Here is a 14510-nt window from a genome sequence, read left to right on the forward strand (position 1 = left end):
AGCTCAAAGGCTCTGAACACAGAGCCTTCATAGCTGAAGTCGCTGAACAGCTCTGTTTTGGTAGTCCACGCCTTACTGAAACCGAGTTCAATTTTGGCCGTCATACCGTTGAACTCGGGATGCATGAAAAACGAACAGGACTTGTTTGTTATGGAAATTACGCATCACAGGGCAAGCCAAAAGCAGAAGTAGCAAACCGTCAACTGGAACAAGACATCCGAAGTCTGGTTGACCCTGAAAGTCAGGCTGACCCGCAGCTCAGAAATACGTTCTCCTATGCTCGCATAACAGCCAGTGCTGTTCGGAAAAAACTGATTGATGAAAAAGGGTGGCAGGAAGAGCAACTTCCCAAAGAGCGTACTTTCTGCAACATGTTGAACCGTATGGGCTATAAACTTCACAAGGTACAGAAGACCACGCCGGAAAAAAAATCCCGGAAACCGATGCCATCTTTGAAAACGTCAAACAAGTAAAAAGCACCGCAAGCCAGAGAAAGCAGAGTCTTCAGATCAGCATTGATTGCAAAGCAACGGTTAACCTTGGAAATTTTTCCAGAGGTGGTAAGGCCAGAGGGGCAGAAGCGGTCAAAGCGCTGGATCATGATATGGCAACCAAAGAAAAAATGATCCCCTTCGGGGTACTCAATCTGGAAGATGATCAGCTGTATGTCTTTTACGGCAACTCTTACAAAACCAGTGATTTTATCTGCGATGCTATTGAGCAATGGTGGGAGCAGGTGAAGGAAGCTAACAGGTATGTCGATGAGCTGGTTATCTACGCAGACAACGGACCTGAAAGTAACAGCCACCGAACCCAGTTTCTTTTCAGAATGGTTGAGTTTGCCAAAAAAGCGGGGCTGAAGATACGGCTGGTTTACTACCCTCCCTACCACAGCAAATACAATCCGATTGAACGAGGCTGGTCTTATCTCGAAAACCATTGGAATGGAAGCCTTCTGAACACAGTAACGTCTGTTTTGGAGTGGACAAAAACAATGGTATGGAAATGCATGAACCCGATAGTGAAGCTACTTGATCAACCGTATCAAAAAGGTGTGAGACTGAGTAAACAGGAATTAGCTGAAATACAGCCTCACATCATTCGCCACCCTGAGTTAAAGAAATGGGATGTGACAATTGTTCCGGAACCGGTAAATTATTGATTGCCGCTCCCCTTAATGTATGACAATGGTCGCGGCGTAGAGCAGAGTGACGAGCAGGCTATTGTCTGGTATCGCAAGGCCGCAGAGCAGGGGCATGCAAATGCACAGTTCAAACTGGGCTTAATGTATGGTAATGGCCGTAGTGTAGAGCAGAGTAACGAGCAGGCCGCAGTCTGGTATTGCAAGGCCGCAGAACAAGGGGATTCAGTTGCTCAGCTCAGCCTGGGCGCTATGTATCAAAAAGGCCATGGCGTAAAGCAGAGTGACGAGCAAGCTGCTGTCTGGTTTCGCAAGGCCGTTTTCTGGGTTCGCAAGGGCGCTGAGCAGTGGCATGCAGGTACTCAGTACAATCTGGGTCTCATGTGTGCTCGTGGCCAAGGCGTAAAGCAGAATGACGAGCAGGCCGCTGTCTGCTTTTGTAAGGCTGCAGAGCAGGGGCGTGTCGATGCTCAACACATTTTGGGTTTAATGTACAAAAATGGCCAAGGCGTAAAGCAAAGTGACAAGCAGGCCGCTGTTTGGTTTCACAGGGCCGCAGAGCAGGGATATGTCGATGCACAACACATCTTGGGATTAATGTACAACCATGGCGAAGGCGTAAAGCAAAGTGACGACCAGACCGCTGGCTGGTATCGCAAGGCTGCAGAGCAGTGGATTGCAGATGCACAGTTCGACCTGAGCTTCATGCATGATAATGGCGAAGATGTAGAACAGAGTGATGAGCAAGCTGATGACTTGTGTCACGACGCCGTAGAGCAGAGGAATGCAGATGCACAGTTCGATCTGGGCTTCAGGTATGAAGATGGCTGGTGCGGTTGCGGTGTAGAACAGAGTAACGATCAGGCCGCTGTCTGGTATCGCGAGGCTGCAGAGCGGGGGCATGAGGATGCACAGTTCATATTGGGCCGCATGTATAGCTATGGCAGAGGCGTAGAGCAGAGTGACGAGCAGGCCGCTGTCTGGTATCGCAAGGCCGCAGAGCAGGGGCGTGCAGATGCACAGTTCAAACTGGGCTGCATGTATCGCAATGGCGAAGGTGTAGAGCAGAGTGACGAGCAGGCTGTTGTCTGGTATCGCGAGGCAGCAGAGCGGGGGCATGAAGATGCACAGTTCAACCTGGGTTTTATGTATGAAGATGGCTGCGGTGTAGAACAGAGTGACGAGCAGGCCGCTGTCTGGTATCGCAAGGCCGCAGAGCAGGGGCATACAGTTGCCCAGTTCAGTCTGGGCACCATATATGGCAATGGCCGCAGTGTAGAACAGGCCGCTGTCTGGTATCGCAAGGCCGCAGAGCGGGGGCATACAGTTGCCCAGTTTAGCCTGGGCTTCATGTATAAAACAGGCCAAGGTGTAAAGCAGAGTGATAAGCAGGCTGCTGTCTTGTTTCTCAAGGCAGCAGAGCAGAGGGATACAGCTGCTAAATATAGTCTGGGCACCATGGACGAGCAGGCCGCAGTCTGGTTTCACAAGACCGCAGAGCAGGGCAATCGAGATACACAGTTCGACCTGAGCTTTATGTATGACAATGGCGAAGGTGTAGAACAGAGTGACGAGCAAACCGTTGCCTGGTATCGCGAGGATGCAGAGCAGGGGGACGAAGATGCACAGTACAACTTGGGCCTCATGTATGCCCGTGGCCGCGGCGTAAAGCAAAGTTACGAGCAGGCTGCTGACTGGTATCACGAGGCCGCAGAGTTGGGGCATGCAGATGCACAGTTCAGGCTGGGTTTCATGTATCAAACTGGCTGCGGCGTAAAGCAAAGTAACGAGGAGGCTGCTTTCTGGTTTCACAGGGCTGCAGAGCAGGAGCACGGGGTTGCTGAGTTTAGCCTGGGCTTCATGTACAAAACAGGCTTGGGCGTAAAGCAAAGCGATAAGCAGGCTGCTGTCTGGTATCGCTATGCCGCATCACAGAGGGATGAGGATACACAGTTCAATCTGGACGCCATGCACGAGGAGGCCACTGTCTGGTTTCACAAGGCCGCAGAGCAGGGAAATGCAGATGCACAGTTCGACCTAGGCTTCTTGTTTGGCAATGACAAAGAAGTAAGACAGAGTGACGAGCAAGCCGCTATCAGGTATCGCGATGTTCGGGAGACCGCAGAGCAGGGGGATGCATTTGATCAGAATAAACTGGGGCTCATGTATGCCCGTGGCCACGGCGTAAAGCAAAGTGACGAGCAAGCCGCAGTCTGGTTCCGCAAGGCCGCTGAGCAGGGGAATAAAGATGCACAGTACAACCTGGGCTTCATGTATGCCCGTGGTCGCGGCGTAAAACAGAGCCACGAGCAAACCGCTGTCTGGTTTCGCAAGGCCGCAGAGCAGGGGCATGCAGTTGCACAGTACAACCTGGGCCTTATGTATGACAATGGCCGCGGCGTAAAACAGAGTGATGAGCAGGCCGCTGTCTGGTTTCGCAAGGCTGCGGAGCAATGGCATGCAGTTGCCCAGTACAACCTGGGCCTCATGTGTGCCCGTGGCCGTGGCGTAAAACAGAGTGACGAGCAGGCCGCTGTCTGGTTTCACAAGGCCGCAGAGCAGAGGAATGTAGATGCTCAGTACAATCTGGGCCTCATGTGTGCCCGTGGCAGCGGCGTAAAACAAAGTGACGAGCAGGCCGTTGCCTGGTTTCACAAGGCCGCAGAGCAGGGGCATGCAGATGCTCAGTACAATCTGGGCTTCATGTGTGCCCGTGGCCGAGGCGTGAAACAGAGTGATGAGCAGACCGCCGTCTGGTTTCGTAAGGCTTCAGAGCAGGGTCATGCAGTTGCTCAGAACAGCCTGGGCCTCATGTGTGCTCGTGGCCGAGGCGTAAAACAGAGTGACGAGCAGGCCGCTGTCTGGTTTCGCAAGGCCGCTGAGCAGGGGAATGTTAATGCTCAATACTTCTTGGGTTTAATGTATTTGGGAGGTAGAGGTGTGAGAAAAAGTATCGAACAGTCGTATTTCTGGTCTAATAAAGCTGCGAGTCAGGGGCACGAAGGCGCTCAAAAAAATCGGGCAAAGTTAGAATGGCGTTGTAATAGTCCAATAGATTTACATTTTTCTTAATTTTAGGGTCTTGATAACGCTCGGTGTTTACAGGTTGCTTCCCAAGTCATAAAAAGTCTGCCGAGGAAGCACCCTGCAAAGCTCCGCCTGCTGTTCCATGTATTTGTTCAGTTGCTCCTGATCTTTACTGATCGGGAGTACTCCCTCTCGACTCTGAAGCAGCCTGGCGGTTACGATAACCAAATCAACTTTTTGTTCTTCCAGCACTTTCACGCATGATATGGCAACAGTTTTCTGGACACTTTTTTACGCTACCTCTGCAAGCTCACAAAAAAGTAGCTGTTCCACGCATCCTGTAAACACAACTACCAGCAGAACTCCTCAGAAATATACTCCCGGACAAACTGGAAAACTACATAATTACCCGGTATCAACCGAATACCACCGGCAGGCTGATCCCGGCTACCGACATTGCCAGCGCCAAAAGCAACCGCTTCCATCGGGGCTTTACGGTGCCGTCTGTATCATCCGTTCCCGGCAAACAGCCCAAAGCCAGGAAGTACGACCCCAGCAATAATAGCGCAGAAATCGCCAGAATCAGGGGGCCTGTCACCAGCCACCCCGCTGCCCGGGCAAACAGAAAAATAATAAGCATTACGCTATTTAGTCGCCGAAGGTCACGGGCAGCCTCAGAGACTAGAATGCTCCAACGATCAGACACGATAGCTCCTCCCCCTATTGTTCTCATGAAATCCCCTACAACGATTATAAGGCGATGACTCCTTATAATGCATCAAGAGAGAAAATTGTTTCAGGGGAGCACCTAATCACCTAATTGGGGAGGTTTGACTTTAAAGAAAGGTTTAAGAAGCAGGGGGTTAGAAAGTTTTCCACAGGGTTGTTAACAGAATATGTGGATATTGCTCTGAAAGAGCGGATGCTCAGAGCTTGATGTATAACATGTGCATAAAAAAACCTATTGCTCGCTCCATCTTTCACGGCAACCTTTAGGCTCATTTTATATTGGAGAAGACTCTTTCAGCCATACGGGGCTATTGGCTGCTATGATTATCTGCTCGATTAAAAGGATAACAGAGATGACTCTGTCAATACTGTTTGAGGGCTATTACAGCAAAGACATCTTCTAGCTTTTTTAAGTTGGAGATGTGGAATGGCCACCAAAAATAAAGCCAAAGATCGCGATGTTAATGGTCGTATCAAACGTGAGTACACCGGTCCTGAGAGTGGTTATTGGTTGAGACAGACGCCGTCCTGGTATGTCACCCAATTTATGACTCGACCAGACAGAAGGAGAGCTAAAAGGCTTTGTGTTGAAATTCTGAAGGGGCTTGATAGTGATGGGATCGCATTCCCTCTGGGTAACCATAAGCCCCATGTTTACTACTGGTGAAATTTTCACCCTTCAGTAAACCGTTCCCATAGGAATGGTTTACACCCTTGAGCAAGGTTTATAGAAGCAATGAACACGATCGCCTTTTCCCGCTTTCGCAGAAATATGACAGGCATTACAAAAAAGCTGGCGGACAGCCGGATTGAAAAATTGGTCATCTGTCGCCGGAGTAAGCCATGGGTAGTCGCCATGAGTCCTAAATATTACGAAGACCAGGAGAGCCTGATTAAGCAGCAAATAGAGCAACTACAGGAAACTCGTAGCTGAGAGAAAACACCCAAATAGAGGCGCACTATGATCAAAACTGAACAAAAACAGATTCAACAAGATATCGAAGTGGCTATCGAGTGCGATCGCTGCAAAAAATTATACAGCAAAGACAATTACGCCTATCAGGAAATATTGCGAATCGATTTCACCGCCGGATATCTTTCTGCCTTCGGAGATGGTTACCAGGTTCAGTGCGAACTATGCTCAGATTGCCTTCATCAGTTAATCTCAGATTTCTGCCGTAAGAGCGAATATTAAGCGTTGTTTGCTTCTCCCAAAATACCGATCTGGCAAGCTTTCTGATAACACATCTCATTCCGGTGGAAGAGGCTTTGTTTGGGTGGGTTGCGCTTTGTCGACTTCTCTTTCATCTAACCAGCACACATACCAAAAAATCCCTCCCAAGCTGGCAAACGTCAGCATCATGCCACTCATCCAGAGCCAGAGCAGGTGCTGGTCATGCCAGTACCATACTCCAACCAAAAGAAATGCAAGAGCGACAGGCACGCCAACCAGAATGAAAAAACGCATATTTCCCCCTGAGTTAGAGAATCGATTGCGCTCCCTTAAGCATTTCTCAGCCGCCTATATGATGGCGGTTCACGGTTATGACTGGCATTTGGATGTCTGTGAGAACTTATCAGCCGCCTACATGGCGGTTCACATCCGAAACAATTCCCGGAGGCATGGTTTCAAGCTTATCAGCCGCCTACATGGCGGTTCACATACCGTTTGCATTTTCATCAGGCCCCAGCAACTTATCAGCCGCCTACATGGCGGTTCACAAGACCATAGAAACCCTTAGGCATTGATTTTACACCTTTTTTAACGGTTGTTCATAAACTACCAATAAATTTTTTATCAGGAGGTGGGTTTAAAAAGTCTACTAAATCTATAGGCACAGGTTACTCTTCCTGGATCGGAATTATTTTGGTGTTCTCAGTTGGTATTAAAGGAACAGTCGTTCCATGAGTTGATAAGCCATAGATGCTAAACCAGCCTTCTACTGGTGAGTTTGCATCCATTTGACGAATATGGATTGGTTTACTCTTGTTTTTGCTGCTGACGCTTCTAATTCTCGGAAGTGGCTCTGTTATAGCCTCTGGTTCAAAGGTCTTTTCTGTTGCTGAGATATTGAACAACCTGGTTCGTTTCAGATTCTTTTTCTCTGACCTTCGCTCAGGCCTTCTATCACGTTTGAAAATACGCTCAGCACAATTAAGAGGCGCGGGATAAATATCTGATTTTTCGCACCCGTCTCTGCAAAGTGCCTGAACTTCTCTGGATGCATAGACTGTCTTCAGGCTAGTCGGGCTAACTGAAATAAAATGTACCGTGTCACCGATGAAGAGGGCAGGGTGCGAAATTGCAAAATGTAAGCGATACTCTGGATTCAGTGAATGACTCTCAGCGACATACTGATTGAGTAGACCAAACTTTGGATATGACAGGCCTACCCATGACCTGTAGTGGGCATTTGTCAGATAGTCCTCATAAGGCTCAGAGTGGTTGTGGATCATCTGAAGTATTTGTTGGTGGAAGCTTTTAAGCTCGTCAGGGGATTCAGAAAGGTATAGCTCAAAGAAGTATCGTTCGTTTAAATCGAACTGCGAGCTATTCGCTCTTTTCACCGAAAACACCTCCTTTGAGATAGTTTGTGCAGAGGTAATGGCATTCATTTGGAATGTCCTCTGCCTCATTAACCTTTTGGAGTTTTTTTGTTAAAGACGACAGTTGTTCCTGATAATTATAGACGCAGTTTCCTTGCTGGTAGTCCCTGTAATGCCGTCCTTCCTCTTCGTGAAAACCGGATGGGTTCACATTGATTGGCAGTGCATCGATGTCTTCAGTATAGGAGTAGTCGTAGGTATATAAGGCATGAAGAATATGGCGTTCATCAATCAATGGAATCGTTGCTTTGCCTGTTTTTTCATCAATGCCTTTGACAAACATTCTGCCGGGGGAATGATTTTTCTCCGGGTTGTTATTTATTTGGCCGATATTCATTTCCTGGGCAGGAAAAATGTTCAGCCTTCGTCCGGTGTAGAGCTCCGCTTCTACCTTAAACCAGCGATCGATATTGTTTTTGTGAAGTCTGCTTTCAATAAAAGCAATACATTGCCTGACTGCTCCGGGGTCATCTGCTTCAATCTCTTCCAAAGCTGGCAACTCATTCCAACTAGGTAGTGTGAAGGAGTGTTCGAATTCATGAGTCTTGAATACAACCTGTCGTTTATAAGAAAAGATTTCATTATTACGTCTTAGCCATCGAAGATTTACAATGTTCTGAAAGATATACCGAGCCAGAACACCGAAACCGCCTTTGTCTCTGAAGAGTTCTAAAAACTGGAGGATTTCAGTTCTGGCTTCTGAGTCTGGCGTTTTCGGAAAGAAGCAGTTGTTAAGCAAGTAGCCTTCGAACTCTACCAGTAGGTAATCACCCGGTTCGTTCCGGATAAACTCCTCATGAAAGACATTGGGTGTATCGAGGTTCTGCTCATTTTTACCTTTCAGAGTCGCATAGTCTGAAGGCGGGCCTTTAATATGCCTCTTCTGGACGTGTATTGAGTAGACTTCGCCCGTAGTAGATGACTTTGATCGCATATATCCGGGGCCAATTTCAATTGAGCGATTAAAGTGCAGTTGTCTGGAGGATGCCATTGTCGGATAGTCTCTAACACTGGATTACTACTATATAGACCCTGCCACGAGAAAATCGAGTTTGGCAGGCTTCCAGAAAAAATGGTCTGTCTGACCAAGTTCATGCGAAATTGAAGAGATGGTGAATAATCTACCCAGACCAACGACAGGTTCAGCGAAAGCGTGGTGTAAGACCCATCGTGTATTTTTTCTATGAGCTGGCTCTCCTAACGGTTTATAACCTACAGCTAACGGAACAAGCCACCCGTGAGCACTTTTTTTAGAATCTTTGATAAGTCTCAGAAGGGTATCAAGTGAGTCCTCTTCTGTGCGTCTTGATGTTCGGCATAACTCAATTCTGTCAGCTACGGCAAAACCATTAAGGTGCTGGCACAAGTGCGACAGGTCTGGAGCCTGTAGCGGAAATAAGTGTGGTTTCCCCATCGAGTATAAAATCTGTCCGCCACAAAATCGCAGGTTGTACAGACCATCGAGGTGCTGATGCTCTTCCAGCCATTTCACTACCTCCTCAAAAGAAGTGTTGGGACTGTGCAGGCACCTGATGATAACTGAAGCCATAAAGCGGCTTTCCCTGTGGGTGATCAATCGAAGGGTTTGGTGTTTTTTAATATCTCGCTTTGAATAGCACGGATATTTCTGTTGACTCCGGGACATGCTGAACTGACTGAAGCACACAGCAACAGAATCAAAACGCAAGCCAGAACCATTTAATACCCTGTCAACAAGGTGTTGAGCCATCCCAACAACGCCGTATATGGAAGGCAAGCCAGAAAGGTAAGGTGATGGCAAGGCATTAGCCCTGTTGATGGTCATATCTTTAATGTAGAGGTACAGGCTATTCTGACCGGAAGTAGTTGATGATGGCATGCTCTAATGCTTTTTGATGGAAGTCAGTCAGGGGCAGATCTTCATGGTCCGCCAGTTGTTGAAGCGCACTGACCAGCTTGGGCACAGCCTCTCCAATGATTTTTTTGATAGTTTCTGATGTATAAGTGGTCTGCAGTGTTGTTAATATTCGTTGAGCCTCACTTTTGTCTATAACTGTCTGACAGCGGTTTGGTATTTTCCTGCCCAGCCTGAGGTAAAACATCAACTTTCGATAATTTCTGAACAGTTGGTGTATGACTTTTGAACATTCACTCTTCACCCACTTATTTTCACGAAAATCAGTCCAGTTCCTGACCTCACCTGTTGATTCATCAACATACTGACCACCAATTTTCAGCAGGTAATGTTTAATAGACCGGGTGTCGTACAGGTGACCAAGTATTGTCAGTTGGTCGATCAAGCGCCGAAACTCACCTTTTTTCTCAATAGGTGGAAGTGCCTTCAGAGTGTGGAGATAACCGCCAGCATCCGAGATCAAATCGCCGTAAGTGTGAATGTCATTTTTACTGCCTGCCCTCATTCCAGCCCTTTGCCAGCTTTCACACTCTGAAAGCCGGATATGAATCTCTCTCATCATTCCGGTGTGTGCGACCGGTGACAGAAGCAGTTCCGGCTCCCCCGGTTCGGTAAAAGCAAAGATTTGAGGGTGTGTTGCTACCTCGGGAAAAGCTTGGGTTGGCAGCTCCGAAATGGTTATATAAAGCTCCTCTAAAATCTCTTCAGGCTTGGCTTTTTGCCCTCGGGACTCTTCATGGCTTTTTCTATTGTGTTCACTGTGCTCAATACTCTCTTCCAGAAATGCCATAAAGCGACTGCCTAAATCAGTACCGGCCTGAACCTCTTCAAGCATGGAAGTGAGTTTTCCGCGATAAAGGAACTCTGCGAGCAAACCCTTGCAGGCCTTGATGTTTGCAGCGTTCTGGGCATAACCAAAACGTTTGCTGAGATTAACACTTCCTGAATGCACATAAGGATCATGCTCATCGTATGGCAGGCGCTGGAACAGGTTTCCTCTAAGAAAACTCAATGGCCACTTGATGTTGTGGGTATGCCTGCCTCTTATAGAATCTGAAAATCGTTTGACCAGTTGAAAGTCTTTTTCAGCGAGGTGATGGATTGCCTCTTGCCGGTCAAGAGGGTTATTTACACTCTCTCTTTTGACAGAAAAATTGATTAACAGAATAACAGCTTGCTGTTCACAGTCTGCTACTTCATAAGGGGAACGCACGGCACTGACGAAGCGATAAAGAACGTCATCAGGTGCTTCGCTATCAATGCTTTCTGAAATCAGCTGCTTCAGAGTGGGTGGAGTTTCTGTCATGGCAGGAATGACTCAGTAAGTCACCAATGAGCCAAAGGTAGTTCAAAAATAGTGACCTGTGAATCGACATTTTGATGTAGATGTATCAGTTGTTTAGCTTCCGATGATTGAATACGACTAGCAGCGTCCTTGGTCATAGGGGTTTTACGACCAGATGATTTTCTGGGCATGCGTTATTCCTCCTCTTGGTTAAACGCACGGTGCAGTATGGTTAGACGAATCTCGTTTAAAAGTAATGCGTTTACCTTTTCCCTTAAGCAGCGATAAATCCACCTCCTATGAGAAATCAGTTATAAGTAAGATTGCTCATTATCACCAGATGTAATAATTTGTACTCTTTTTCCGAATTCTGAATCTTTTGCATTTTTTAGTCGGTCTTTGCCGTACACAGGGGAGCTGAAGTAAGCCGGGATGAACGACGAGATACTTACAATCAAACAGGTAGCGGAATACCTGAAAGTCAACGAGCGAACCATCTACAAGCTGGCCTCAGACGAAAAAATACCCGCATTCAAGGTCGGTGGCTCCTGGCGTTTTCAGCGCAGTGCCATTGAAGAATGGATTGAGCAGCAGACCGGCAGAACCGCCAGCTGAGCTGACCCGCTTTATAGAACGCCTGAACCGGCAGCCTGATAGATACCAACGTACGTTTTAAGGAAAGCCAACAACTCATGTTTCTGAGTCAAGTCTGTAAACCAAGAACCAGTGTGTTCGACCGCAACCGCAGGGATGTGGTACTGAATATTTCCGACCTGCTGCAAAACCGTATTGATGGCGAGAAGTTCTTTGAGGAGAACTTTATCACCAACGGTATGCAAACCCTGCTGGACAAAGCCTTCGAACGTCTGGAAAACCGCAATGACCAGGCCAGCACTTACCTGCTGTCTCAGGCCATGGGTGGTGGTAAAACCCACAATATGATCGCCCTGGGTTTGCTGGCAAAGCATCCGAAACTGCGTGAAAAAGTGCTGGGTGAGAACGGCGCAGGCTCGCGTATTGGCGCAGTCAGGGTGATTGGCTTTAACGGGCGAGAGTCCGACGCACCCTTTGGTGTCTGGGGTGATCTGGCTGAACAGCTGGGCAAGAAAGAAGTGTTTGCCGATTTGTATTCACCACTTCGGGCTCCGGGTACAACAGCCTGGATCAACCTGCTGAAAGGTGAGCCGACCATCATCTTCCTTGATGAACTGCCTCCTTATCTGGATAACGCCAAGTCCATCGAGGTGGGCAACTCAGACCTGTCTGTTGTAACGGCTACCGCACTGTCCAACCTGATGGTTGCCGTTGACCGACCCGAGCTGTCTAATGTCTGCGTGGTTATCTCTGACCTGAACGCCTCCTATGAAGGCGGTTCCGGCGCATTGAACCAGGCACTGGACAACCTGACCAAAGAGACCAGTCGTTCAGCCCTGCCGCTGGAGCCGGTTAATTCTCAGGGTGATGAGCTGTATCACATTCTGCGTACCCGTTTGTTTGAAGAACTGCCGGATGAAACAGTGATCAAGGCGGTGGCAGAAGAATACGCCGAAGCGGTCAAGCAGGCGAAGCAGATGGATATCACCAATGAATCCCCTGAATCCTACGCCGCCCAGCTGAAAGACTCTTATCCGTTCCACTTTTCCATCCGTGACCTGTATGCACGGTTTAAGGAAAATCCCGGCTTCCAGCAGACCCGTGGCCTGATTCGCCTGATGCGTGCCATTGTCTCTGATATGTACGACACCCGTCAGGGAACCAGCCGGGCCGATCAGGTGAAACTGGTACACCCCTACGATTTCAACCTGAACAACGAAGAGATTCAGTCTGAAATCAAAGGAATCAACACATCTCTGACCGAAGCCATTGTTCACGACATCGCGCGGGACGGCCACTCCATTGCCGAAGAACTGGACACCCGGCTGAGCAGCAATACCGATGCCCAGGATGTTGCCAAACTGATTCTGATTGCTTCCCTTGCCAGTGTGCCGGGAGCCACCCACGGTCTGCGGGAAAATGAAATCATCGGTTTCCTCTGTGCGCCGGGGCGTGATATTTCCCATGTCAAAAAGAACATCGTTGACTACCTGCCTACTCAGGCATGGTATCTGCACAAAAGTCGTGACGGTCGGCTGTTCTTCAAGAACATTCAGAATCTGGCGGCCAAACTGCACAGTCAGGCCAATGCCTACAACGAGCAAACCTGCCTGAAAGAGCTGGGCAAATACCTTGGCAGTCTGTTCGAACCCCACGCCAGGGACTGTTACCAGAACCTGCTGGTATTGCCTGCCATTGATGAAGTGTCACTGGATATGGACAAAGTGACACTGGTTATCGCCGAGCCAACCCGTGCCACTAACGGTAACAAGCTGTCAGCGGACTGGCAGGCGTTTTTGAAGGGGAATGACTTCAAAAACCGGGTGATGTTCCTGACCGGCAGCCAGAATACTCTGGAGCGCATTATTGAGCAGGCCCGGCAATTCCGTGCCATTACCGATATCAAGGGCGAAATGGATCAGCAGCGGGTAGCACCTAACGACCCGCAGTACCGTGAGATGGAAGACTCACTGGACAAAATCACCCTGAGCCTTCGCAGCGCCCTCCAGGAAACCTTTACCACGCTGATTTACCCAACGGCGGGGGATAAATTCCGGGATACTGATTGTCGTATCAACTTTGACGGCAACCACTTTGATGGCGAGAAGCTGATTAAAAACACCCTGCAATCCAAGGGTAAGTTTGAGACCGATGTCTCTAACGATACGTTCCGCAAAAAAGTGGAAAAACGGCTGTTCCGCAACCAGAAAATTTCCTCCTGGAGCGAGGTGCGCCGGGCCGCAGCGGTGAACACTGCCTGGCAGTTCCACGACCCCTCCGCGTTGAACCAGCTGAAACAGCGTATGCTGGATCAGGGTGGCTGGGCGGATGAAGGCGGCTCCATTAACCTGGAACCACCAAAACCTGTGACTCAGGTCAACGTCCAGCAGCTCAGCCGTAACCACGACACCGGCGAATGCACCCTGAAAATTACCCCGATCAACGGCGACAAAGTGCTGTATGAATTGGGTGGTGAAAAGCCATCCTCGGCATCTATGGATGTTGCCGATCATCACGGTGGCTATGGCCGTTTCACCACCAGGGATATGAAGCTCAGCTTCCTGTGTATTGATTCCAAAAACGAACACGAGCAGGGCGAAGCGTACACCTGGACCAACACCATCGACCTGAAATACCGACCCTATCAGGTAGGCAGTGACTGGATGATGGAGTTTGACGCCATTCCGGACGGTGAAATTCGCTACACCACCGACGGCTCCGATCCGAAAGTTCATGGTGCTGCCTATGCCGGGGCTTTCCCGGTGCCTGCCAGCTGCCGTTACCTGATGGCCTTTGGCGAAAAAGACGGTGTGCAGTCGCTGGTTGAAAAGATCGACATGGATCAGTACCGCGAGAAAAAAGTGGTGATTGATCCGGCGAAACCCGCCATCTGGAACTGCCGGGACACAATCAAAAGCGTCACCGCCAAGCGGGCGTTTGACTTTGTTGAACGACTGAAGAAGTTTGGTGGCGAAGCCCAGTCCATTGACTTGCAGGTACTGGCCAATGACGACAGTGCTGAAATCGCTTACACCGGTTCGGCGGAATACAAGGTCAAAGGCGACGAGCTGGGCAGCGTGATTGAAAAGCTGCAAAGCCTGATGCAGGGCAGCCAGATCGTTATCAGCGCTGAAGAGGTCAAGTTTGACCAGGGCCAGCAGTTGATTGACTGGTTCGCCGACCTCAAACGCCAGCCCAACCCCGGCGAAGTACGCCAGTAACAGGCTTTGAAT

13 protein-coding genes and 1 pseudogene are annotated in these 14510 nt (G+C 48.9%); 7 read left to right on the top strand and 7 right to left on the bottom strand.

Translation table 11 applies throughout. The features are described from left to right. Positions 1 to 119 precede the first annotated feature (119 nt). Positions 120 to 1162 (top strand): annotated as a pseudogene (locus NX720_RS20315) (ISAzo13 family transposase). Continuing rightward, positions 1163 to 4213 (top strand): SEL1-like repeat protein, encoded by a 3051-nt coding sequence (locus tag NX720_RS20320; RefSeq protein WP_262597072.1) that lies wholly within the window; start codon positions 1163 to 1165, stop codon positions 4211 to 4213. A 27-nt stretch (positions 4214 to 4240) separates the two neighbouring features. On the opposite strand, the gene NX720_RS20325 is transcribed toward NX720_RS20320, so the two are convergent. Together NX720_RS20325 and NX720_RS20330 are read right to left on the bottom strand one after the other, a co-directional pair. Next, positions 4241 to 4396 (bottom strand): hypothetical protein, encoded by a 156-nt coding sequence (locus NX720_RS20325; RefSeq protein WP_262597073.1) that lies wholly within the window; start codon positions 4394 to 4396, stop codon positions 4241 to 4243. 187 nt (positions 4397 to 4583) lie between these two features. Beyond that, positions 4584 to 4874, bottom strand: a complete 291-nt coding sequence (locus NX720_RS20330; RefSeq protein WP_262597075.1) for a hypothetical protein — start codon at positions 4872 to 4874, stop codon at positions 4584 to 4586. Between the two features lie 450 nt (positions 4875 to 5324). Here NX720_RS20330 and NX720_RS20335 point away from each other — a divergent pair, with 450 nt between their 5' ends. The 3 genes from NX720_RS20335 to NX720_RS20345 all read left to right on the top strand — a co-directional run bounded on the left by NX720_RS20335 (position 5325) and on the right by NX720_RS20345 (position 6092). After that, positions 5325 to 5564 (top strand): hypothetical protein, encoded by a 240-nt coding sequence (locus tag NX720_RS20335; protein ID WP_262597076.1) that lies wholly within the window; start codon positions 5325 to 5327, stop codon positions 5562 to 5564. A 69-nt stretch (positions 5565 to 5633) separates the two neighbouring features. Then, entirely contained in the window at positions 5634 to 5831 is a 198-nt protein-coding gene (locus NX720_RS20340) for a hypothetical protein (RefSeq protein WP_262597077.1), read from the top strand. Positions 5832 to 5858: 27 nt separating this feature from the next. Continuing rightward, positions 5859 to 6092 (top strand): hypothetical protein, encoded by a 234-nt coding sequence (locus NX720_RS20345; protein ID WP_262597079.1) that lies wholly within the window; start codon positions 5859 to 5861, stop codon positions 6090 to 6092. A 54-nt stretch (positions 6093 to 6146) separates the two neighbouring features. On the opposite strand, the gene NX720_RS20350 is transcribed toward NX720_RS20345, so the two are convergent. The 5 genes from NX720_RS20350 to NX720_RS20370 all read right to left on the bottom strand — a co-directional run bounded on the left by NX720_RS20350 (position 6147) and on the right by NX720_RS20370 (position 10704). After that, positions 6147 to 6365 carry a hypothetical protein gene (locus tag NX720_RS20350; protein WP_262597081.1) on the bottom strand — a complete coding sequence of 73 codons (219 nt, stop codon included), beginning with the start codon at positions 6363 to 6365 and terminating at the stop codon, positions 6147 to 6149. Positions 6366 to 6739: 374 nt separating this feature from the next. After that, positions 6740 to 7513 carry a type I-F CRISPR-associated endoribonuclease Cas6/Csy4 gene (locus NX720_RS20355; protein WP_262597083.1) on the bottom strand — a complete coding sequence of 258 codons (774 nt, stop codon included), beginning with the start codon at positions 7511 to 7513 and terminating at the stop codon, positions 6740 to 6742. Beyond that, the gene (locus NX720_RS20360; RefSeq protein ID WP_262597084.1) at positions 7449 to 8495 is read right to left on the bottom strand and encodes a type I-F CRISPR-associated protein Cas7f/Csy3; all 1047 of its coding nucleotides are present in this window, start codon (positions 8493 to 8495) and stop codon (positions 7449 to 7451) included. Before NX720_RS20360 ends, NX720_RS20355 begins: the two co-directional genes overlap by 65 nt. Positions 8496 to 8525: 30 nt before the next feature. Beyond that, a complete protein-coding gene (locus tag NX720_RS20365; RefSeq protein ID WP_262597086.1) occupies positions 8526 to 9362 on the bottom strand; it encodes a type I-F CRISPR-associated protein Csy2 in 837 nt (278 codons plus the stop codon). Beyond that, entirely contained in the window at positions 9331 to 10704 is a 1374-nt protein-coding gene (locus tag NX720_RS20370) for a hypothetical protein (protein WP_262597088.1), read from the bottom strand. Before NX720_RS20370 ends, NX720_RS20365 begins: the two co-directional genes overlap by 32 nt. A 411-nt stretch (positions 10705 to 11115) precedes the next feature. On the opposite strand from NX720_RS20370, the gene mads1 reads away from it, so the two are divergent. Together mads1 and NX720_RS20380 are read left to right on the top strand one after the other, a co-directional pair. Continuing rightward, the gene (gene mads1 / locus NX720_RS20375; RefSeq protein WP_262597090.1) at positions 11116 to 11298 is read left to right on the top strand and encodes a methylation-associated defense system helix-turn-helix domain-containing protein MAD1; all 183 of its coding nucleotides are present in this window, start codon (positions 11116 to 11118) and stop codon (positions 11296 to 11298) included. A 77-nt stretch (positions 11299 to 11375) separates the two neighbouring features. Further along, positions 11376 to 14498, top strand: coding sequence for a DUF499 domain-containing protein (locus NX720_RS20380; RefSeq protein ID WP_262597092.1), 3123 nt, complete (start codon positions 11376 to 11378; stop codon positions 14496 to 14498). The last annotated feature ends 12 nt before the right edge of the window (positions 14499 to 14510 follow it).

Origin of the sequence: Endozoicomonas euniceicola, from assembly GCF_025562755.1 — a bacterium.
GTDB lineage: Bacteria > Pseudomonadota > Gammaproteobacteria > Pseudomonadales > Endozoicomonadaceae > Endozoicomonas_A > Endozoicomonas_A euniceicola.